Origin of the sequence: Mediterraneibacter sp. 210702-DFI.5.30, assembly GCF_020560115.1 — a bacterium.
GTDB classification, from domain to species: Bacteria; Bacillota; Clostridia; order Lachnospirales; family Lachnospiraceae; genus Mediterraneibacter; species Mediterraneibacter faecis.
Genome location: NZ_JAJCME010000007.1, coordinates 12,107 through 32,422 on the forward strand (window position 1 = coordinate 12,107; position 20,316 = coordinate 32,422).

A 20,316-nucleotide genomic window follows, 5' to 3' on the forward strand; every position below is an offset into this window, starting at 1 on the left:
GAAGATAGAAAGAGGAGGTGGCGGTATTGGCTGCGAAACAAGTGAATCCAACCCGTATGGAACTAACCCGTTTGAAGAAAAAGCGGATTACAGCCATTCGTGGTCACAAGCTTTTGAAAGATAAGCGTGATGAGCTGATGCGCCAGTATCTGGATCTTGTCCGAGAAAATATGGAAGTGAGACTTCGTGTAGAAGAAGGAATTCTCTCTGCGAACCGTAATTTTGTTATTGCCCGGGCCGGAATGTCAGAGGCAGCACTGAATACTGCATTGATGGCTCCGAAGCAGGAAGTTGGACTTATAGTTGATGAGAAGAATGTTATGAGTGTAGAGATTCCGACCTTCACATCCAAAACAAGAACAGCGGATGAAAATGATATCTATTCTTATGGATTTGCATTTACTTCCAGTGATCTTGATGGAGCAGTGAAGTCTTTATCAGATATCCTCCCAGATATGATCCGACTTGCAGAATGTGAAAAAGCATGTCAGCTGATGGCGGCAGAGATTGAGAAGACAAGACGTCGTGTAAATGCACTGGAGCATGTTATCATTCCAGAGACAGAGGAAAGTATCAAATACATTACGATGAAACTGGATGAGAATGAGCGTAGTACACAGATCCGACTGATGAAAGTGAAAGATATGATGCTCGAAGAGGCGCATCATTACAAAGAAAAAGAGGCGTAACTATTAAAAATAAAAAAGAACATGACCAGAGAATAAAAGTTTCTGTTTAAGAAGTCTTGAAACTGTGGGGCATGTTCTTTTTCATGTTTAAATCTAAAAATGCAAGCATTTTACATCTTTTTTTGAAATTTTGCTTGGCTTTGAACAGTTACAAATGCAAAACATTATACAAGAATTTTGGATTGCAGAAGATCTGTTAAAAGTTGTCTTGCTCCGGCCTGAACCTGTTCTAACGGCACTTTTGATGTATAAGACTCACTGATAAATCCGAACAGACCAAAGCAGATGAATCCGGCAATCTGTCTTGCAGAATATTTTAAAGAATAAGAAGCTTTCAGCTTATCTGTATGAGATTCTACCGTGTCTAAAAGGATCCGATAAAATCGAAAAGCCAGGTAAGGATTTGTCTCCGGTACGACATGCCGGAAAAAATCATAACGTTCATAGTAAAGAGACAAAATACTGTCCAAAACGTTCAGATATCCCTGCGTGAGATTGTTTTCAGGATTGTTTTCCTCTTGTCTGCGATGGTATCCTTCTTTTCCAATAATCAGCATATCATTGAAAATGTCGTCAAGGAGGGCAAATTTATCCTTATAATGTGTGTAGAAAGTGATCCGGCTGACATTGGCAATCTTACATAATTCAGTAATTGAAATCACATCAAAAGCCTGTGTGGTTAAAAGTTCCAAAAGAGCAGACTTTAAAGCACGTTTTGTTTTGGTGATACGCTTATCTTCCATTGCGGATATTCTCCTTTCTGTGTTCTGTGGCAGATCATACGAATGCGGTGATTGCTTATCTGTAAAGTTATTTTAACACCTGTAAAGAAAATGGTCAAATACGGATGGATGGGGATGCATTGTTGGTCTCATGTAGTGTGAACAGTAGTGTGGGATAGTGAGTAACAGAAATGTAACATTTTTCGAATAATTCTTAATGAATCATTACTACATATTTAAGAAGTATGGTTTATAATATATATAATTATACGGATATTGTATGCGAAAGATGCTGGAAATAGTGATGTCAGTAATATCCGTAAGAAAAAGAGCGTTGTTTACAGTAACGCAGAGGGATTGTGAGAGAGAATGCAGCAAAAGATAAAGGAAATGTTGATAAAGATAAAAGATGTACTGGTGAGTGTCTGGCATAGTTATAAAAGAATGCGTCAGGAGAACAATATTTATTTCAACATACTGGTAGGTCTTGTGTTTTTTGCGATTGTCGGAACAGGTGTATGTATGGTGGCAAATGCGCGGGAAGCAGCAGCTTTACGTCAGGTAGAAATACAGAAAGAGAAAGAAGCACAAGAGAAGAAAAAAGCCGAAGAAGAGGCGAAAAAAGCAGAAGAGGCAGCAAAGGCAGAAAGAGATAAGTCCATGTCTCTTCAGCCGGGAGTTGCAGTTGGAACCATGGATCCGCAGGATGATGAGAAAGTCGTTTATCTGACATTTGATGATGGTCCGTCTGCAAATACGCAGCGTGTGCTTGATATTCTGGATCAGTATGATGCGAAAGCTACCTTTTTCATTACTGCCCAGCAGCCGGATTATTTCCCTATGATCAAGAAAGTTTATGATGAGGGACATACAGTTGGACTTCACAGCTATACGCATGAATATGATCAGGTCTATGCATCTGTGGATGCTTATTTTGATGATCTTGAGAAAATAGGAGAGGTGGCAAAGGAACAGCTTGGATTTGTTCCATGCTTTATCCGTTTTCCGGGAGGCGCATCAAATTCTATTTCAAAAAAATATTCGGTAGGAATCATGACACAGTTGACACAACAGGTGTTGGATAAGGGATACCAGTATTATGACTGGAATGTGAGCAGTGGAGATGGAGGAACGGTTACGGCAGATCAGATCATCGCACAGTCAGAAACGGATGAGTATACCAAAGTAATGCTCCTGTTCCATGACACAGAGGCGAAGGAATCTACCATTCAGGCACTTCCAACGGTAATGGAGTATTATAAAAATCTGGGGTATTCTTTTAAGGCAATCGATCGGGAAAGCCTGGTTGTGCATCATGAAGTGAATAATTAGAAGATAACAGAGAAAGAAAAGCAGGAGTTGGCTGTAAAGAAGAGCAGTCGACTCCTTTTCTTTCCTATGGTATAATTGAAAAACGAGAAAACAATGAAAGGGGCAGATTTTATGGGGAATAACTCAGAAAATAAGCCGGACAGATATATAAATATAGGTATTGTAGCGCATGTGGATGCCGGAAAGACGACATTGTCAGAAAGCATGCTCTATCATGCCGGAGCAATCAGGAAGCTTGGCAGAGTGGATCATAAAGATGCGTTTCTAGATACAGATCAGATGGAAAGAGAACGTGGGATCACTATTTTTTCCAAGCAGGCAGTATTCCGGTGGAAGGATCGCACGATCACACTTCTTGATACACCGGGACATGTGGACTTTTCTGCGGAGATGGAACGCGTTCTGCAGGTTCTGGATTGCGCGGTGCTTGTTGTCAGTGGAGCAGATGGTGTGCAAGGACATACACAGACATTATGGAAGTTATTAAAAAGATATCACATTCCGACCTTTCTTTTTGTGAATAAAATGGATCAGGAAGGAACGGATGGTGAAAAACTTCTGAAAGAACTCCGCAAGCGTTTTGGGGAAAATGTCGTTCCATTTGTGGATATCATGACAGAATCCGACTGCCCGGGTGGAAAAGTATATTTACATACGAAAGAGAGCGCAGTGGAAGAGGTGCTGGAAGAGCTGGCTGTCTGTGAAGATGATATGATGGAAGAATATCTGGAAGAGGGAAGAATCTCTCTGGATAAAGTACAAAAAGCAGTTGCAGACCGTCAGGTGTTTCCATGTTATTTTGGTTCGGCACTACATTCTCAAGGTGTGGAAGAACTTTTGGATGGACTTGATCTGTATATAAAAGATAAGACTTATCCGGCAGAGTTTGGGGCAAAGGTTTATAAGATTGCAAGGGATAATCAGGGAAACCGTCTGACCTATCTGAAAGTGACAGGTGGAAGACTGAAAGTAAAAGATGTAGTGGAAGGACTGAATGAAAAGATCAATCAGATCCGGATCTACTCCGGTGAGAAATTTGAGGCTGTCCAGGAAGTAGAAGCCGGAAGAGTATGTGCAGTGACAGGATTGGAAAATACAAGACCCGGGCAGGGAATCGGAGCAGAAGAAGAGTCAGATTTACCGGTATTAGAGCCGGTGTTGACATACCAGATCCTTCTTCCGGATGACTGTGATGTACATAAGATGCTTTTGAACCTAAAGATTTTAGAGGAAGAAGAACCAGAACTTCATATTGTATGGGAGGAACAGACTTCTGAGATTCATGTACAGCTGATGGGAGATGTGCAGATTGAGATTTTACAGCGGATGATAAAGGAACGTTTTGGTGTGCTGGTAGAATTCGGTGAAGGGAGTATTGTTTACAAAGAGACAATCACAGCACCGGTAGAAGGTGTGGGACACTTTGAACCATTACGTCATTATGCAGAAGTGCATCTGCGTCTGGAACCGGGAGAACGTGGATCCGGAATGCAGTTTGCAGCAGAGTGCAGTGAAGATATTCTGGACAGAAACTGGCAGCGGCTTGTTCTGACACATCTGGAAGAGAAGGAACACAAAGGTGTGCTGACAGGTTCACCGATCACGGATATGAAGATTACGCTGACTTCCGGACGTGCACATCAGAAACATACGGAAGGCGGAGATTTTCGTCAGGCAACTTATCGTGCAGTGCGTCAGGGATTAAAGAAAGCAGACAGTATTCTTCTGGAGCCATATTATGAATTTCGAATGGAACTTCCATCAGAAAATGTAGGACGAGCTATGACAGATATTCAAAATATGTCCGGCAAATTCGGAACACCGATGATAGAAGAAGAGATAACAGTGCTGACAGGAAGTGCACCGGTGTCCCTGATGCGTGGATATCAGAAAGAATTCACTGCCTATACAGGTGGATGTGGAAGAATGGCAGTTTCGTTGAAAGGTTATGATATCTGTCATAATCAGGAAGAAGTTCTGGCAGCGTCAACCTATGATTCGGAGGCAGATCTGGCGAATCCGACAGGTTCTGTATTCTGTGCACATGGAGCAGGATTTGTTGTGGATTGGGATGAAGTTGAAGAATATATGCATATGGAGCATACATTGGAATCAGGAAATGATGATGAAATGGATATAATGGAGGTGACACTTCCAAAACGCAGGCACTCCAGTATTGAACTGACACAGGAAGAGTTGGATGCGATCTATGTTCGTACACCGGATCCGAAGAAGAATCGTTCTACAGGTCCTGTAACTGTCCGGGCAAAAGAAAAGACAAGAGAACCGGGAAGCGCTTATCAGGATCCGAAGTGGGAAGCGCGCCGGAGAGCGAAAGCCGGAACAGAAGAATACCTTCTGGTAGATGGTTATAATATAATTTTTTCATGGGAGGAACTGAAAGAACTTTCAGAAAGAGATATTGGTGCAGCAAGAGGAAAGCTTGCAGATATTCTAAGTAACTATCAGGGATTCCGTAAATGTACCCTGATCCTTGTGTATGATGCTTATAAAGTAGAGGGGAATCCGGGTGAAGTGATGAAATATCATAACATTTATATCGTCTATACGAAAGAAGCAGAAACAGCAGATCAATATATTGAGAAGACAGTCCGCAGGATTGCGAAGAATGCAGATGTAACAGTAGCTACATCAGATGGACTTGAGCAGGTGATCATCATGGGGCAGGGGGCTCACAGAATGTCTGCGCCAGGTCTGAAAGAAGAGGTTGAGTTGGCATTAAAAGAACTCAGAGGAGAGCATCTGGGCAGGCAGGTAAATCTGAAAAATTATCTTCTGGATTATCTTGATGAGGAAACTGCAAAACAGATGGAAGAAATCCGTTTGGGAAAAGAAAAGTGTTAATTTTTAATGAAGATACAAGTTTTTTGGTGATATTAATGTTATGATATAAGAAATAAAGTCGCAAAACGAACAAGTGAGCAAATTGGTCAGTGCTCTGGGAAAGTGAAAATTGTGACTTACGAAAGCGAGGTAGAGAAAATGAGATGTATGAACTGTTATCAGGAGATACCGGATAGTTGTAAGTTCTGCCCGAATTGCGGGGCGAAGCAGCCGGTACAGAAGATGGAACCTGTATCACAGGTGAAGGAAGAGACAACAGATAACATAACAGAAGATACAGCAGAGGTACAGCAGCCGACAGAAAAAGTGCAGTCAGAAGAAGATGTGCTGCCGGAAGAAAAAGTGCAGCCAGAAGAAGATGTGCAGCCGACAGAACCAACACAGTCAGCGGATGTGGCAGGTTCATATCAGAACGATCCATACAAAAGTGTGAATCAGGAGCAGAATACTTCCTATGGTGAACCAAACAACTATGAGTATGGACAGGGGTACGGTCAGCAAAATCAGAATTATACTCAGCAAGCTCCAAACTATGGTCAGCAGAACCAGGGATATTATCAGCAGAATAATTTCAATGGAATGCCACAGGAGCCAGTGAACTGGGTTCCATATCTTATATTATCAATTATTTCAACATTATGTTGCTGTCTTCCGTTTGGTGTAGTGGGAATCGTATTCTCGGCGAAGATCAATAGTGCTATGCTGGCAGGAAATCTTGAAGAAGCACAGAATAATGCGAAGATGGCAAGAATCTGGATTATCGTATCCTTTGCAATTGGTCTTCTTACATGGTTGATCTACATGGTTCTGATCGTGACAGGGGCAGTTTCCGGTTCGGCTTATTACTATTATTAAAAAGTGAGCGGATGATGATTTGGAAGAGAAAGATGCGTGAAGCATTTCAAACAAAAAGGTCAGCCAGGATCATCGCAGTTCTAACGGGGGCAGTGATTGCAGTGGCCGCTGCGGGTTATCTCTTTTTTCATAATCCGCACCAGTATCCGCTGCCCTGCCTCTTTCATATTATTACCGGACTGTATTGTCCGGGGTGCGGTGCCGGGCGGGCAAGCTATTCTATTTTACATGGAAGATTTTATACGGCATTCCGGTATAATCCGATGTATGTGACATTACTCCCATTTCTTGGGATGTATATTGTAGCACGATTGATTGACTGGGTTTTGACCGGTGGTAATCATGTGGATCAGAAGATTAATCAGAAAGTCCTATATGTGGTATTAGTTATAGTGGTGGGGTTCGGAATCGTGAGAAATATTCCGATTTATCCATTTACATTGCTTGTGCCGGCGGGATATTAAAAAATAAAACCAGAGAAACGAAGTTCTTTCAGATTCTGTTTAAATGAGTGACAGAGAAAGAACTTCGTTTTTTATTGGTTTTTATTTTTGATTTATTAAAAAGCATGACTAGGAAAATTCTCAAGAATATGGTATTATGAAAAATGATATATTGTGCGTAAAGAAAAGTAACGCGTCAACCTGAAGGAAAGACCGAAGGTTATCATTCATCGGTGATCCGATGAAAAGTAACAGGATATGGAGGAATGAAGAATGATTAATAAACTGGTAGAGAAGATCAAAAAGACAGGTGCACCGATCGTAGTTGGACTCGATCCAATGCTGAACTACATCCCACAGCACGTACTTGACAAGGCTTATGCAGAGTATGGTGAGACTCTGGAAGGAGCAGCAGAGGCAGTATGGCAGTTCAATAAGGAGATCGTTGATAAGACTTATGATCTGATTCCGGCAGTAAAACCACAGATCGCAATGTACGAGCAGTTCGGAATTCCTGGACTGATGGCATTTAAGAAGACAGTAGATTACTGTAAGTCTAAAGACCTTGTGATCATCGGAGATGTAAAGCGTGGAGATATCGGTTCTACATCTGCTGCTTATGCAACAGCACATCTTGGAAAGATTAAGGTTGGAAGCAAGGAATATACACCATTCGGAGAGGACTTTGCAACAGTGAATCCGTACCTTGGATCTGACGGAGTGAATCCATTTGTTGACGTATGCAAGGAAGAGAAGAAAGGTCTGTTCATCCTTGTTAAGACATCCAATCCGTCCAGTGGAGAGTTCCAGGACAGAATCATTGATGGAAGACCGCTTTATGAGTGGGTAGGTGAGAAGGTTGCAGAGTGGGGAGCTGACTGCATGGGAGATGAGTACAGCTATATCGGAGCTGTTGTAGGAGCTACTTATCCGGAGATGGGTAAAGTATTAAGAGAGATCATGCCGAAGTCTTACATCCTTGTACCGGGATACGGTGCACAGGGCGGACAGGGAAAAGACCTTGTTCATTTCTTTAACGAAGACGGACTTGGTGCGATCGTAAACTCTTCCCGTGGAATTATTGCAGCTTACAAACAGGAAGCTTATGCGAAGTTCGGACCGGAGAATTTCGGTGATGCATCAAGAGCAGCAGTTGAAGCAATGGTAGCTGATATCAGCGGAGCACTTGCAGCGGCAAAATAATTTACCATAGAAATTGAGAAATCCGCAGATCGTGTTTCTCATAATTTCAAGAAAGGAATTGCATAAGTTTATGGCAAAGCAGAAAGAAAATGCAGTAGTACATTCCCAGGAGCAGCTGGCGGATGGAATCTACAGCATGTGGATCAATACAGAGGCGGCAAAGGACGCAAAGCCGGGACAGTTTATTTCTATGTATACAACAGATGGAAGTAAATTACTTCCGCGTCCGATCAGTATCTGTGAGATTGATAAAGAGAACGGAAGACTCCGTGTTGTTTACCGTGTGACAGGACCAAAGACAGGAACAGAAGAATTTTCTAAGCTGAAAGCAGGAGATATCATTCCGGTGATCGGACCTCTTGGAAATGGATTCCCATATGAGAAGGCTGAAGGAAAGAAAGTATTTCTGATGGGCGGAGGAATCGGTGTACCGCCGATCCTTGAACTGGCGAAACAGATGGACTGCGAGAAGAAACAGATCGTAGTAGGATACCGCGACGCACAGACATTCCTTAAGGAAGAGTTCGAGCAGAGCGGAGAACTTTATATTTCCACAGAAGATGGAAGTGTCGGAACAAAGGGAAATGTTATGGACGCAATCCGTGAAAATGCTCTGGAAGCAGATATGATCTATGCCTGTGGACCGACTCCGATGCTCCGTGCGATCAAACAGTACGCAGAAGAGAACGGAATCGAGTGTTATATCTCACTGGAAGAGAGAATGGCATGCGGAATCGGTGCCTGTCTGGCATGTGTATGTAAATCGAAAGAAAAGGATGCACATAGCAATGTAAACAACAAGCGTATCTGTAAGGACGGCCCTGTATTCTTGTCTACGGAGGTGGAAATCTAATGAACATGAGCGTAAATATTGCCGGTGTAGAATGGAAAAACCCGGTAACAGTTGCATCCGGAACATTTGGTTCAGGAGAAGAATTTTCAGAATTTGTAGACCTGAACTGTCTTGGAGCAGTGACAACGAAAGGTGTAGCAAATGTACCGTGGGAAGGAAACCCGACCCCGCGTGTAGCTGAAGTTTATGGCGGTATGATGAACGCCATCGGACTTCAGAATCCTGGAATCGATTTGTTCTGCGAGAGAGATATTCCATATCTGAAGAATTTTGATACAAAGATCATCGTAAATGTATGCGGACATGCTCCGGAAGAGTACCTTGCAGTCGTAGAGCGTCTCGCAGATGAACCAATCGATATGATGGAGATCAATATTTCCTGTCCAAACGTCAATGCAGGATTTCTTGCATTTGGACAGGATGCACATAATGTAGAAAAGCTGACAGCACAGATCAAGAAGATCGCAAAGCAGCCGATCATTATGAAGCTGACACCGAATGTAACAGATATCACGGAGATTGCAAGGGCAGCGGAAGCCGGTGGAGCAGATGCGGTGTCTCTGATCAATACACTGACAGGAATGAAGATTGATATCAACAGAAAGACATTTGCAGTAGCGAATAAGACCGGAGGAGTATCCGGACCGATCGTGAAACCAGTCGCAGTGCGTATGGTTTATCAGGTTGCTCAGGCTGTTAATATTCCAATCATTGGAATGGGCGGAATTTCCTGTGCAGAAGATGCAATCGAATTCCTTCTTGCAGGTGCGAGCGCAGTGTCTGTAGGAACAGCAAACTTCCACAATCCGGCAGTGACATTGGAAGTGATTGACGGAATCGAAGCTTATATGAAGAAGAATGGCTTTGAGAATGTAAAAGATATGGTTGGTATTGTAAAATAAACCCGGAGAGAATTAATAAGATAAATGAATGAAAATGAGTGGAAGGACTGAAAACATTGACAGACTTCCACTTTTTTATTTACGCGAACAACGAGCCAAAGTCCGTGCTTGCACGAGACCTTGGCGACTGTCGCGATAACTTGAGAAACTCGCGGAGCGTGTTTCTCATAGTTTATGGACTTTAGTCTGTTGAGTCCATTGGAGTTTTTCGTTGATCCGAAAAATGTAGATGGACGAAACAATAAACCACCCGCTATGCGGGTGCGCGTCGATTGTTATACAAAAGAAATTACCTTTCCGTGTACAATAAAGTTGTTCAGGCTATATTGTAGAAAGGAAAGGTAATTTATGGCGAAGAAAGAATATTCACTCGCACATACAAAATGGATGTGCAAATATCATATTGTCTTCACACCAAAGTATAGACGAAAAGTAATTTACAATCAATACAAAGAGGATATTAGAGATATTATAAAGCAATTGTGCAGTTATAAAGGCGTTGAAATTATTGAAGGACATCTAATGCCAGATTATATCCATATGTTAGTAAGTATTCCACCAAAGATAAGCGTATCACCATTTATGGGATATTTAAAAGGAAAAAGTGCACTTATGATATTCGATAAACACGCAAACTTAAAATATAAATTTGGAAATTGTCATTTCTGGGCGGAAGGATATTATGTTAGCACAGTTGGATTAAATGAGGCAACAATAAAAAAATATATCCAGGAACAAGAAAAGCACGATATTGCAATGGATAAGTTAAGTGTAAAAGAATATGAGAACCCTTTTAAGGGTTAATGCCAAGTAGTAACAAAGCCCCTTAAGGGGTAGCGACGAGTTAAGAGCAATATGGCTTGAACGGAGCTGTGGGAAGGCTGTGTAAACAGAATTTCCATAGCCTAAAGAGAAAGCCAGCGCCTTGAGACGCGGGCCTAGTAACAAGGGCTTATAGCCCTAGAGCAAACCACCCGTTGGACGGGTGGTGGTCTTTTTTTAAAATAGCGGTACTACTTTTCTTTTCTTTTTAAGGAAACAATAATAGTAATCCATAATGGGATAGAAAAAGCATAGCACCTTACCAGTATGTCAAGGATATTCGTCTTTCCAATTACCTGAATCAAAATCAGTAAGATAATTCCAATCATGATTCCGATACTTGTTATGATAGCCGATAAATGCTTTTTCATAAATTCTTTTTCCTTCCTTTAATTCTGTTACATTCCACAAGATTTCTGGCAACACATATATCTTTCTTAAAAATAAATATTTTACACTACTTTCCTATATTTTTTCGATGTGAAATTAATATGCCAATGGATTCTCATCCTCTCATAACAAAGAATACTCGTTTTTATTGTAATAGTATTATATTATATATTTAGACAACTTTCAATAGACATTCATACTATTCTGACATTTTAGACAATTCGTTTTTCCATAATATTATCTTTCGCAGCACTGCGGTTCCTGCAGATAAAAATTTATTTGGCTTTCCTTACCGCTTATATAACTAAAATTTTTCTTATGAATAAGTTGTTTTTCTGCCGTTTTATTTTTTATGATGTGGGTGTCAAAAGTTACATTTTCTGTGACTGACAACTGCACATATTTTTTGTCCTTTGACAACTGAATAAATCTATGTTTTTGGTATTTCGATTCCGCGAAAGGGCGATTTATCATCCCTATGCCAGCTCAAAAGTTCTGCACTTCAGCTTCCCTTTGGTGTATCTCATCAGTTTAGTGATATTTAGGGAAGCAACTTTAAAGCCGAAGAACTGTTTGGTTCTCAGCGTTCCTCTGACCGGCATTTGATCTACCAGATATTTATTTCGGATGACTGATGGAACAGTCTCCACTCCATTTCGGATTCTTCCAATCCATGCCCAGGTGGCATCGTTCCATATTTCTGATGATTCTAAGATTCGTCTTCTTGATTTTAACGGAACCATCATGACTGCTGTTCTTTCTTTTATTGCAGGATTGCATTGGTTTTGGTATGGGCATCCTTCACACTGGTATCTGTAGAACGAAGCTCGTATGGAATCTGTTTGTTTAATATAGGAATTGCTCTTTGGCTTATTTCCAGCAGGACATTCGGTAATCTGTGTTCCGGCTCCGTTTACCTGAATTTACGGATATTTTCAGAAAGAGCTACAATACAGTCATGAATCAGATCTTTTCCGGTGGTCAGTTCATAAGCTGCATTTCTTTCGCGGAATCTGCTAAACGTCCGATTACTCAAAGGCTGGTTTTCATAACTGGTTGTATGAAGAGCGTACTGATATCGGAAATCAAACTCACACTCTTCAATAATCTTGTCATCCGTAAGTCCATTGAGTTCCTTAAGGATTAGGGCACCTACAATTACATTTACAGGTGCATTCGGACGTGAATTACGCTTATCACTATAGAGTGGGGCAAATATCATCTCATCAATGTTTGAAAAAATAATATCTGAAAATGGTTTTGCCCAAGATTTTTCCAGAATTTTCTGCTTTCTTTTAGATTTCAACTTTTCGGATTATATATACAAAAAGGCCATCACTTCTTATTATAAAAGCGACAGCCTTTTAGATACTATTTACGGTTTTCATTTATTAATTTCGGATTTCTCGAACTGTTCTATTAGCTTTTGCACGGTATTCCTCTGCCACTCGCATTCCTTCTACCACTCTGCATGCTTGATTGTAATAATACGTAACTGCCGTATCAAAAACCTGTTTTCTTTTTTCCAAATCTTTTTGCCTTGTTGAAATAATTTCAGATACTCCAATTTTTGCTGAACGGTTCCTGATATACTCTTCGCACGTTCATCAGGCATATCTGTATTGCATGTCAGTAAATTGTAAACCTCTTTCGGAAAGCTCTCTAATTTACCAATCCCCACAAGATCTGATTTTGATACATATTCCAGTAAGCTAACCTCTTTCTTCTTAAACGAATTTACTGTTACGTCCAGAAGGTTGCTTCCCTGTGGTATGATTTCCTTATTGTAAAACAATGAATTTCCGGTATCAAAAACAGGTGCCATCTTAACCAATCGGTGTAGTTGCGGATGATACAAAAATCCAAAATTGTTATAATGCCTGTCTGTATTACTCAGAATAAAATCTGTCAAAATCGTATATTCTAGTTGTTGACGGACTACCGCTTCTTCCATTCCATAATTCACAGCCTGACGGATAATCTCCTCGAATTCAGAGGAATCGTTTGGTATCTTAATATCCTTGATCAATTGATATGCAGACACTAATTCCAACTCATTCGAGGTAAATAACTGACATAAGGAACTCGGAACTTTTTCTCCATCTACGATTGCCGTGTCAACTCTATATTGGACATAATTATCCCAACCAAGTTTTTCATGAAGTTTGCTTGCAATCACTTCATTGATGGACTGCTGCCCATAATCATTCGCATTCACCTTCATTAGGTAACGGATTCCGTTCTCAATAACCCATTTCTTCTTCATCTCACCATTTAACGATGATGCCGGAGAGAACTTCGAGTAATTCGCATCCACATCCACATTCTTTGAATCTGTTAACAAACTTCCTAATTCATCGGTAAAATCATTTTCATAAAAGTTCAAGTCCTTCCAACAATGTTCTTCCCCAATCGGTTGCATCCAATTGGTAATTCTTCCGGAAGGTACACGTCTAATATATATTGTATTTTTCCTGAATAAATATCGATATCAACCATAGCAACATCAAAATCTTTATGCTTCAAAACATAAAGACCACAAGGTATGTTTGTTGAAATTGTACTTGTTTTATCTTGCATAACTGTCACCCTTTCGATTTTTTTCAGAAAAATAACTTATAGCTATTATACTTTATCTCTCTTGATTTCACAATCTTTTGTTCACGACAAGAGTATTAGCTAAAATAATTTATATAGAAAAATGCAGATACTTTGAATAATATAGGAAAGACCACAGTGGTGTTAGGCACTATTAAATTTCCATATCGGGGACCGATTGAAGAAATCCTTGCGCTTGCGACCTGTAAAGGGAACGGGGTACTGCATTCCCTAATCATTTAGTAAAGGAAATGCAAACCTATTTTTACAATAAATAACTCAAAACTATAATACGAAAAGAAAAATGTATGCTATCTTTATCCAAAAGAGAAAGATTGGCAGGAGGATGAAACATGGAAACAGCAAAAATAAAAGAATTGGTCTCCAGAATGACTCTGGAGGAGAAAGCATCTTTGTGTTCCGGGCTTGATTTTTGGCACACAAAAGGAGTGGAACGTCTCGGAATCCCTTCGGAAATGGTCTCAGACGGACCTCACGGACTCCGCAAGCAGGACGATAAAGCAGACCATTTGGGAATCAACGACAGCATTCAGGCTGTTTGCTTTCCAGCGGGATGTGCAACCGCATCCAGCTTTAACCGTGAGCTGGTGACAAAACTTGGAGAAACACTGGGGGAAGAGTGTCAGGCAGAAAATGTAAGCACAATCTTAGGCCCGGCTATGAACATTAAGCGTTCCCCGCTGTGCGGACGTAATTTTGAATACTATTCAGAGGACCCGCTTGTGTCAACGGAAATGGCAGGTGCGCTTGTCCACGGCGTCCAGAGCAAACATATCGGAACAAGTCCGAAGCATTTTATGGCAAATAACCAGGAATATCACCGCTTAACAAGCTCTTCAGAAATGGATGAACGCACCATGCGTGAAATTTACCTTGCTTCTTTTGAAGGAATGGTAAAGAAGGAAAAGCCGTGGACCATTATGAACGCATACAACAAGCTGAACGGCACATACCTTTGTGAAAACAAAGAAATGCTCACAGATGTGCTCCGCAGGGAATGGGGATTTGACGGCTATGTAATGACAGACTGGGGTGCGATGAATGACCGTGTGGAAGCTCTGAAAGCAGGCTGCAATCTGGAAATGCCGTCCTGTGAAGGCGCTACGGATGCAGAAATCGTTGCCGCAGTACAGGACGGAACACTGGATGAATCTGTACTGGACAAGTCCTGTGAAGAATATTTGAATGTTATTTTCAAATATGAGGAAAACAGAGACAAAAACGCGGTATTTCAGCGTGAAAAAGACCATGAGACAGCCCGGGAAATCGAAGAGGAGTGTATTGTGCTTCTGAAAAATGAGGATGCGCTTCTCCCGTTGTCCGCAGACAAAAAGGTGGCTTTTATCGGCAAATACGCCGAGGAACCACGCTATCAGGGCGGCGGAAGTTCCCACATCAACAGCTTTAAAACAGAATCTGCAATGGACGCCGTAGAATTTCTCGCAACTGTAAAAAAGGAAAACATCACATTTGCCAAAGGCTTTGATGATGTTGAGGATAAAGCGGATGAAGCATTGGCTGCAAAAGCCGTAGAGGCTGCTGCAAATGCGGACGTGGCGGTAATCTTTGCCGGACTGCCGGACAGCTTTGAATCCGAAGGGTATGACCGGAAGCATCTTGGGATGCCGAACTGCCAGAACGCACTGATTGAAGCGGTGGCGGAAGCACAGCCGAACACCATTGTTGTGCTTCACAACGGTGCTCCGGTAGAAATGCCGTGGCTCGGAAAAGTAAAAGCCGTGCTGGAAGCCTACCTGGGCGGACAGGCTGTGGGCGGCGCAGTGGTCAATGTGCTTTACGGAAATGCAAATCCAAGCGGACGATTGGCGGAAACATTCCCACTTCGGATACAGGACACGCCGTGCTATTTGAATTACGGCGGAGAACATGACAAATCGGTTTATTCAGAGGGCGTATTTGTGGGATACCGCTATTACACATCCAAAGAAATGGAAGTCCTGTTCCCGTTCGGATACGGATTGTCTTATACGACCTTTTCTTACGGCAATCTTACGTTGGACAAAAAGGAGTTTAAGGAAAGCGAAAAACTGCTGGTATCCGTAGACGTAACGAATACAGGCGCATGTACAGGAAAGGAAGTCGTACAGCTTTACGTAGCGCCGAAGGGCGGAACAATCATCCGCCCGGTACGGGAGTTAAAAGCATTTGAAAAAACAGAACTTGCACCGGGTGAGACGAAAACCGTCACCTTTGAACTTGACAGCAGAGCCTATGCATACTGGAATACGGAAATCCATGACTGGCATGTGGAGACCGGAGCCTATGAAATCCAGATTTGCCGGAATGCACAGGAAGTGCTTCTGTCAGAGGAAGTACAGGTAGAATCAGAAACCGTCCTGCCGAAAGTGTATACCCTCAATTCCACAATGGGAGAAATCATGGCAGACCCGAAAGGAAAAGCCATATTGGAACAGGCAATGAGTGAAATGGAAGGAATGGACGGCGAGAGTACAGAGGAACAAATGCAGGATGATTCCGGAGTGATCAACGACGAAATGATGGCGGCAATGATGGAAGCCATGCCGCTCAGACAGATGCTGAGTTTTGTACCGGGAGTGACAAAGGAAGCACTGAACCAACTTGTTGCAGCGTTAAACGCAGCAGAATAAACTTATAGATATAACAAAAACCGCCGGGACAGGGGATTCGAGTTTCCTCTCTCCCGGTATTTTTCTGAAAAATTGTGTTACAAAATTATAATAATAAATTTATATTTATAATACGGAATACTCTTCAACTGTTAGAATAGTTAAAAAATGAACAAGCTGCATTAGGGAGGTCCGTATGAAAAAAATATCTTTAAACCAGAATTGGCAGTTTGCCAAAGGAACCATAACAATGATGGAGTTAATGATGGGAGAGGCAGGAAATATAGAAAATATTGATTTGCCCCATGATGCCATGATTTATCAGGAAAGAACTCCGGCAACTGCGAATGCACATCAGACAGGATTTTATCCGGGCGGTGAATATACTTACATGAAAAAGTGGGAGATTCCGGAAGCGTGGAAGGGATGTACAGTTGTTTTGGAATTTGAAGGTGTTGCAGATACCTGCCGCATTTATATGAACGGGGATCTTGTAACAGAGCATGTGAATCCATATACAGGCATTTTTGCAGACGTCAGCGGTTATCTGAAGTATGGACAGGAAAATGAACTGAAAGTAGAAGTATGCAGTATAGAGCAGTCCAGCCGCTGGTATAGTGGCGCGGGGTTATACCGTCCTGTGTATGCATGGGTGGGAAAGACTGTGCATATTCCTGCTCAGGGGGTGCGTGTTACAACAAGAGAAGCTGACTGTGAGGCGGCAGTCGTGGAAGTAGAGGTTCCAATCTGTAATCGGGGAATGGTTTCCGAAACGGTACAGGTGGAAATTACATTGACCGGACCGAATGGGACGGAAGCAGCCGCAGAGCACATACCGGTAACTGTTTTTGGAGAAAGCACGCAGATGTGCTGTCAGCGTTTGCTTGTAGAACATCCTGCATTGTGGAGTGATGAAACACCAAATCTATACTCCTGCCGGATTACAATTTCTGAGGATGAGAATCCAATAGACAGTGTAAATATTTCAACAGGAATCCGTACACTTCGGCTGAATGCAAAACATGGGCTGTTAGTGAACGGTAAACCAACGAAACTGAGGGGAACCTGTATTCACCATGATAATGGGATTATCGGAGCAGCAACATTTCCGGATGCGGAGTATCGGCGCTGCCGCCAGATGAAGGAAGCCGGATTTAACGCTCTTCGAAGTGCACATCATCCGATGAGTAAGGCAATGCTGGATGCCTGTGATAAACTGGGGATGCTGGTGATGGATGAACTGAGTGATATGTGGACTCGGACAAAGAATCCCCATGACTATGCAAATTATTTTCCGACACATTGGAAGCAGGATGTGTGGGACATGGTGGAAAAAAACTATAATCATCCATGCGTGATTTTGTACTCGACCGGAAATGAGATTCCGGAGGCGGGCACTCCAAAAGGGGCAGAATGGAATCGGAGGATTCATGCAGAAATGAAACGGCTGGATGCCACACGCTATACGACGAACGGAATCAATGGTCTGATGGCAGGAAATGACCGAATGGGCGAAATTATGTGCCAGGCTACAGGGATGACTCCGGAGCAGCTTGAAGCGATGCAGCAGCCGGATGAGCAGAAGCGTGGAGGCGCAGATGAAATCAATGGGATGGCTGAGGTTATGGTGGGACCGCTGGCAGATGCGATTGCCACCAGTCCGATTCTGGAAGAAATGATAGGAGAATTTGCTGCGGCAAATGACATTGCCGGATATAATTATCTGACGGCATTACATGAAGAAGATCACATACGTCATCCGAATCGGGTTGTGCTTGGCACAGAGACTTTTCCGGCGGACATTGTTCATTTGTGGGATATCGTAAAGCGCAATCCACATGTGTTAGGAGACTTTACATGGACCGGATATGATTATCTGGGAGAAGCCGGATGCGGTATATTCCATTATAATGGAGGAGTGAATTTTTCAGCGCATTGGCCGGACAGACTGGCAGGTATCGGTGACATTGATATTCTTGGTGATCGTAAACCAATCAGTTATCTGCGGCAGGCAGTGTTCGAAATTGGTCATGCACCGTCTATCGGTGTACTTCGGATGGATAAGGCAGGAATTGAAGTTGGAAAGACACCGTGGATGTGGAAGGATAATCTTGCAAGCTGGACATGGCCGGGATATGAAGGGGAAACAGCAAGTGTGGATGTTTATGCCAATGCAGATGAAGTAGAACTGTTCTTGAATGGGGAAAGTCTGGGACGAAAGTCGATTGGCGGAGTATATGTTGTGACGTATGAAGTACCTTATCATCCGGGAAAGCTGGAGGCAGTCAGTTATCTGAACGGGGCGGAGGCAGGCCGGACTGTCTTACAGACAGCAGGGAAAGCGGTGAAGCTTAAGGTTGAAGCTGACCGGAATGAACTTCCTGCTGACGGAGAAAGTCTTACTTTCGTAAAAATCAGACTGGAAGACGCAGCAGGAAATTTCAATCGTCGGGAAAGTGCAGCAGTTACAATTAAGGTAGAGGGATGTGCTGCATTGCAGGGATTTGGTAGTGCAGACCCGAGCTGCGAAGGAAGTTACCAGTCTCATACATGGAATACCTATGACGGCAGTGTAATGGCAGTAATCCGGGCTGCAAAATGTCCGGGGGAGGCAATCGTAACCATTTCAGCAGTAAATTTTGCAGAAGAAAAACTCGTTTTGAACATCAAATAGAAAGAAGCCCCGTCTGGTATATTAGTAGATTTTATGGGTCTGATTCCGATACTGTGTCGGAGTCAGACCATATTTTTTCTTAAATACAGTCTGAAAGTAAGCCTGACTGGAAAAACAAAGATAGTTACTGATTTCACTTAATGTCTTATCCGAATACGTCAGGAGACTTTTTGCCTCTTCCAGCTTACACCGCATAATGAAGCTGCAGACATCGAAGCCGAGCTCTTTTTTGAACTTGTTTGTCAAATAAGAGCGGCTTCTTCCGATATGCTCAGCTACATCGCCAACCCGAATGGATTCGTTGATGTGGTGAGTAATAAACTGAATACATTCAAATATTTCCAGAGACATTCCCTGAGGAATTTTATTTTGCGAAACCCGTTCCGTAAAATCAATCAGCATAGAATAAGACAAGGTTTCAATGTGGGAAATATTCTGCAGCTTTTCACATTCACGGATATATACATCGGCAAGCTGGTAAGCCTGTTCCATATCCATTCCTCCGGCAATGGCACTTCTTGTAACAATTGCGACAGTTGTAATGAAAACATTCTTTTCCTGCCGGAGGGAGTTGTCAGCCATAAGACCACCTGATAATTTGGAGGGGGTGTTTAACAATGTTTTCATTTTTTCGACGTCTCCATTTTGAATATACTGCAAAAGTTTCTGTTCAAACTGGTAGGTATTATGAAAATGCTGTTCTTCCTTTGCATTCATCACCTGATTGGAATGTACATTGGAAAACTCGCTGATGCTGCTTGTGTTTTCTAGATTAAAATGCTGTCCAACAGAAATATATTCATCGTTGAAACACAGGTGAAGCCAGGCAAGTGTCTGGAGAAACTGGTTAAAGGAAATCTGAGGAATATTGACCAGAAATTGGAGTATATCCGGTTTGTGTTCCTGACTGATTGCCCATTCCTGCATGAAAGTGCGAAGTGTAAGATCTGAAATAGGTGTGCTGAATACAGGACCAATGATGATTACGCAATCAGCATGCTCCGGCTTTATATAACCATAATAGCCGAAGGACTGCGCGATAAAATAGTCCGGGTTTTTTGTGAAATGTCGGAAACCGGACAGGATGCCTTTAAAAACAGACGGGTCTTCCAAAATCGAAGGAAAGGAACAGTCATCGTCGGGTGAAGCGTGGTAATAGCCAATCGGTATGGAGGTTGATGCATAAAATAATTCACAAAATGCCTTTAAATCAGTAATCATGGAAGACTCCTTTCCAGGTAAAACCGTACTTTTAAACTCTCTTTGAAATGGATGTAATACTAATTATAAGGCGTTCTATTTATAAAAACAAGGACAAAATTGAAATATTGTAATCAA

Annotated in this window: 18 protein-coding genes; 11 read left to right on the forward strand and 7 right to left on the reverse strand. The window is 42.1% G+C overall.

The genetic code is table 11. The annotated features are described in order from the left end of the window. The first annotated feature begins 26 nt into the window (after positions 1–26). Entirely contained in the window at positions 27–689 is a 663-nt protein-coding gene (locus LI126_RS08830; RefSeq protein WP_020436093.1) for a V-type ATP synthase subunit D, read from the forward strand. A 164-nt stretch (positions 690–853) separates the two neighbouring features. Here the strand turns inward: LI126_RS08830 and LI126_RS08835 are convergent, their stop codons facing one another. Beyond that, positions 854–1,432, reverse strand: a complete 579-nt coding sequence (locus tag LI126_RS08835) for a TetR/AcrR family transcriptional regulator (protein WP_020436092.1) — start codon at positions 1,430–1,432, stop codon at positions 854–856. 369 nt (positions 1,433–1,801) lie between these two features. Between LI126_RS08835 and LI126_RS08840 the strand changes: the two genes are divergently transcribed. The 8 genes from LI126_RS08840 to tnpA all read left to right on the forward strand — a co-directional run bounded on the left by LI126_RS08840 (position 1,802) and on the right by tnpA (position 10,668). Continuing rightward, positions 1,802–2,743 carry a polysaccharide deacetylase family protein gene (locus tag LI126_RS08840; protein ID WP_227165227.1) on the forward strand — a complete coding sequence of 314 codons (942 nt, stop codon included), beginning with the start codon at positions 1,802–1,804 and terminating at the stop codon, positions 2,741–2,743. A gap of 111 nt (positions 2,744–2,854) precedes the next feature. Further along, complete coding sequence (locus tag LI126_RS08845; RefSeq protein WP_227165228.1) at positions 2,855–5,608, forward strand: translation factor GTPase family protein; 2,754 nt, start codon at positions 2,855–2,857, stop codon at positions 5,606–5,608. 111 nt (positions 5,609–5,719) lie between these two features. Next, positions 5,720–6,463: a CD225/dispanin family protein gene (locus LI126_RS08850; RefSeq protein WP_227165229.1), complete on the forward strand. Its 744-nt coding sequence runs from the start codon at positions 5,720–5,722 to the stop codon at positions 6,461–6,463. A 32-nt stretch (positions 6,464–6,495) separates the two neighbouring features. Continuing rightward, positions 6,496–6,927, forward strand: a complete 432-nt coding sequence (locus tag LI126_RS08855) for a DUF2752 domain-containing protein (protein ID WP_227165230.1) — start codon at positions 6,496–6,498, stop codon at positions 6,925–6,927. Positions 6,928–7,179: 252 nt separating this feature from the next. Then, positions 7,180–8,109, forward strand: a complete 930-nt coding sequence (pyrF, locus tag LI126_RS08860) for an orotidine-5'-phosphate decarboxylase (RefSeq protein ID WP_015527964.1) — start codon at positions 7,180–7,182, stop codon at positions 8,107–8,109. Between the two features lie 70 nt (positions 8,110–8,179). Further along, positions 8,180–8,962 carry a dihydroorotate dehydrogenase electron transfer subunit gene (locus tag LI126_RS08865; RefSeq protein ID WP_020436087.1) on the forward strand — a complete coding sequence of 261 codons (783 nt, stop codon included), beginning with the start codon at positions 8,180–8,182 and terminating at the stop codon, positions 8,960–8,962. Then, positions 8,962–9,864 (forward strand): dihydroorotate dehydrogenase, encoded by a 903-nt coding sequence (locus LI126_RS08870; protein ID WP_020436086.1) that lies wholly within the window; start codon positions 8,962–8,964, stop codon positions 9,862–9,864. The genes LI126_RS08865 and LI126_RS08870 overlap by 1 nt, the downstream gene beginning before the upstream one ends. A 348-nt stretch (positions 9,865–10,212) precedes the next feature. Beyond that, positions 10,213–10,668 (forward strand): IS200/IS605 family transposase, encoded by a 456-nt coding sequence (gene tnpA / locus LI126_RS08875; RefSeq protein ID WP_020436085.1) that lies wholly within the window; start codon positions 10,213–10,215, stop codon positions 10,666–10,668. A 209-nt stretch (positions 10,669–10,877) separates the two neighbouring features. Here the strand turns inward: tnpA and LI126_RS08880 are convergent, their stop codons facing one another. From LI126_RS08880 to LI126_RS08900, 5 genes are all read right to left on the reverse strand, one after another. Then, the gene (locus LI126_RS08880) at positions 10,878–11,057 is read right to left on the reverse strand and encodes a hypothetical protein (RefSeq protein WP_020436084.1); all 180 of its coding nucleotides are present in this window, start codon (positions 11,055–11,057) and stop codon (positions 10,878–10,880) included. 495 nt (positions 11,058–11,552) lie between these two features. After that, complete coding sequence (locus LI126_RS08885) at positions 11,553–11,999, reverse strand: transposase (protein WP_081016911.1); 447 nt, start codon at positions 11,997–11,999, stop codon at positions 11,553–11,555. After that, entirely contained in the window at positions 11,990–12,382 is a 393-nt protein-coding gene (locus tag LI126_RS08890) for a transposase (RefSeq protein WP_227165231.1), read from the reverse strand. Before LI126_RS08890 ends, LI126_RS08885 begins: the two co-directional genes overlap by 10 nt. Positions 12,383–12,535: 153 nt before the next feature. Then, positions 12,536–13,498, reverse strand: a complete 963-nt coding sequence (locus tag LI126_RS08895) for a HipA domain-containing protein (RefSeq protein WP_055157683.1) — start codon at positions 13,496–13,498, stop codon at positions 12,536–12,538. Beyond that, positions 13,459–13,656, reverse strand: a complete 198-nt coding sequence (locus LI126_RS08900) for a hypothetical protein (protein ID WP_144366189.1) — start codon at positions 13,654–13,656, stop codon at positions 13,459–13,461. Before LI126_RS08900 ends, LI126_RS08895 begins: the two co-directional genes overlap by 40 nt. Before the next feature lie 371 nt (positions 13,657–14,027). On the opposite strand from LI126_RS08900, the gene LI126_RS08905 reads away from it, so the two are divergent. Together LI126_RS08905 and LI126_RS08910 are read left to right on the forward strand one after the other, a co-directional pair. Then, complete coding sequence (locus tag LI126_RS08905) at positions 14,028–16,325, forward strand: glycoside hydrolase family 3 C-terminal domain-containing protein (protein WP_055148871.1); 2,298 nt, start codon at positions 14,028–14,030, stop codon at positions 16,323–16,325. 175 nt (positions 16,326–16,500) lie between these two features. Then, positions 16,501–18,978: a glycoside hydrolase family 2 protein gene (locus tag LI126_RS08910; RefSeq protein ID WP_055148873.1), complete on the forward strand. Its 2,478-nt coding sequence runs from the start codon at positions 16,501–16,503 to the stop codon at positions 18,976–18,978. A 21-nt stretch (positions 18,979–18,999) separates the two neighbouring features. Here LI126_RS08910 and LI126_RS08915 read toward each other — a convergent pair whose 3' ends face one another. After that, complete coding sequence (locus LI126_RS08915) at positions 19,000–20,199, reverse strand: helix-turn-helix domain-containing protein (protein ID WP_055160423.1); 1,200 nt, start codon at positions 20,197–20,199, stop codon at positions 19,000–19,002. Positions 20,200–20,316 lie beyond the last annotated feature (117 nt).

What these genes read in the sequence shown, in the direction of transcription:
- LI126_RS08855 (WP_227165230.1), top strand. Translation starts at nt 6,496, where the DNA reads ATGCGTGAAGCATTTCAAACAAAAAGGTCAGCCAGGATCATCGCAGTT.
- LI126_RS08895 (WP_055157683.1), bottom strand. Translation starts at nt 13,498, where the DNA reads ATGCAACCGATTGGGGAAGAACATTGTTGGAAGGACTTGAACTTTTAT.
- LI126_RS08835 (WP_020436092.1), bottom strand. Translation starts at nt 1,432, where the DNA reads ATGGAAGATAAGCGTATCACCAAAACAAAACGTGCTTTAAAGTCTGCT.
- LI126_RS08840 (WP_227165227.1), top strand. Translation starts at nt 1,802, where the DNA reads ATGTTGATAAAGATAAAAGATGTACTGGTGAGTGTCTGGCATAGTTAT.
- pyrF (WP_015527964.1), top strand. Translation starts at nt 7,180, where the DNA reads ATGATTAATAAACTGGTAGAGAAGATCAAAAAGACAGGTGCACCGATC.
- LI126_RS08870 (WP_020436086.1), top strand. Translation starts at nt 8,962, where the DNA reads ATGAACATGAGCGTAAATATTGCCGGTGTAGAATGGAAAAACCCGGTA.
- LI126_RS08910 (WP_055148873.1), top strand. Translation starts at nt 16,501, where the DNA reads ATGAAAAAAATATCTTTAAACCAGAATTGGCAGTTTGCCAAAGGAACC.
- LI126_RS08845 (WP_227165228.1), top strand. Translation starts at nt 2,855, where the DNA reads ATGGGGAATAACTCAGAAAATAAGCCGGACAGATATATAAATATAGGT.
- tnpA (WP_020436085.1), top strand. Translation starts at nt 10,213, where the DNA reads ATGGCGAAGAAAGAATATTCACTCGCACATACAAAATGGATGTGCAAA.
- LI126_RS08880 (WP_020436084.1), bottom strand. Translation starts at nt 11,057, where the DNA reads ATGAAAAAGCATTTATCGGCTATCATAACAAGTATCGGAATCATGATT.
- LI126_RS08905 (WP_055148871.1), top strand. Translation starts at nt 14,028, where the DNA reads ATGGAAACAGCAAAAATAAAAGAATTGGTCTCCAGAATGACTCTGGAG.
- LI126_RS08915 (WP_055160423.1), bottom strand. Translation starts at nt 20,199, where the DNA reads ATGATTACTGATTTAAAGGCATTTTGTGAATTATTTTATGCATCAACC.
- LI126_RS08865 (WP_020436087.1), top strand. Translation starts at nt 8,180, where the DNA reads ATGGCAAAGCAGAAAGAAAATGCAGTAGTACATTCCCAGGAGCAGCTG.
- LI126_RS08900 (WP_144366189.1), bottom strand. Translation starts at nt 13,656, where the DNA reads ATGCAAGATAAAACAAGTACAATTTCAACAAACATACCTTGTGGTCTT.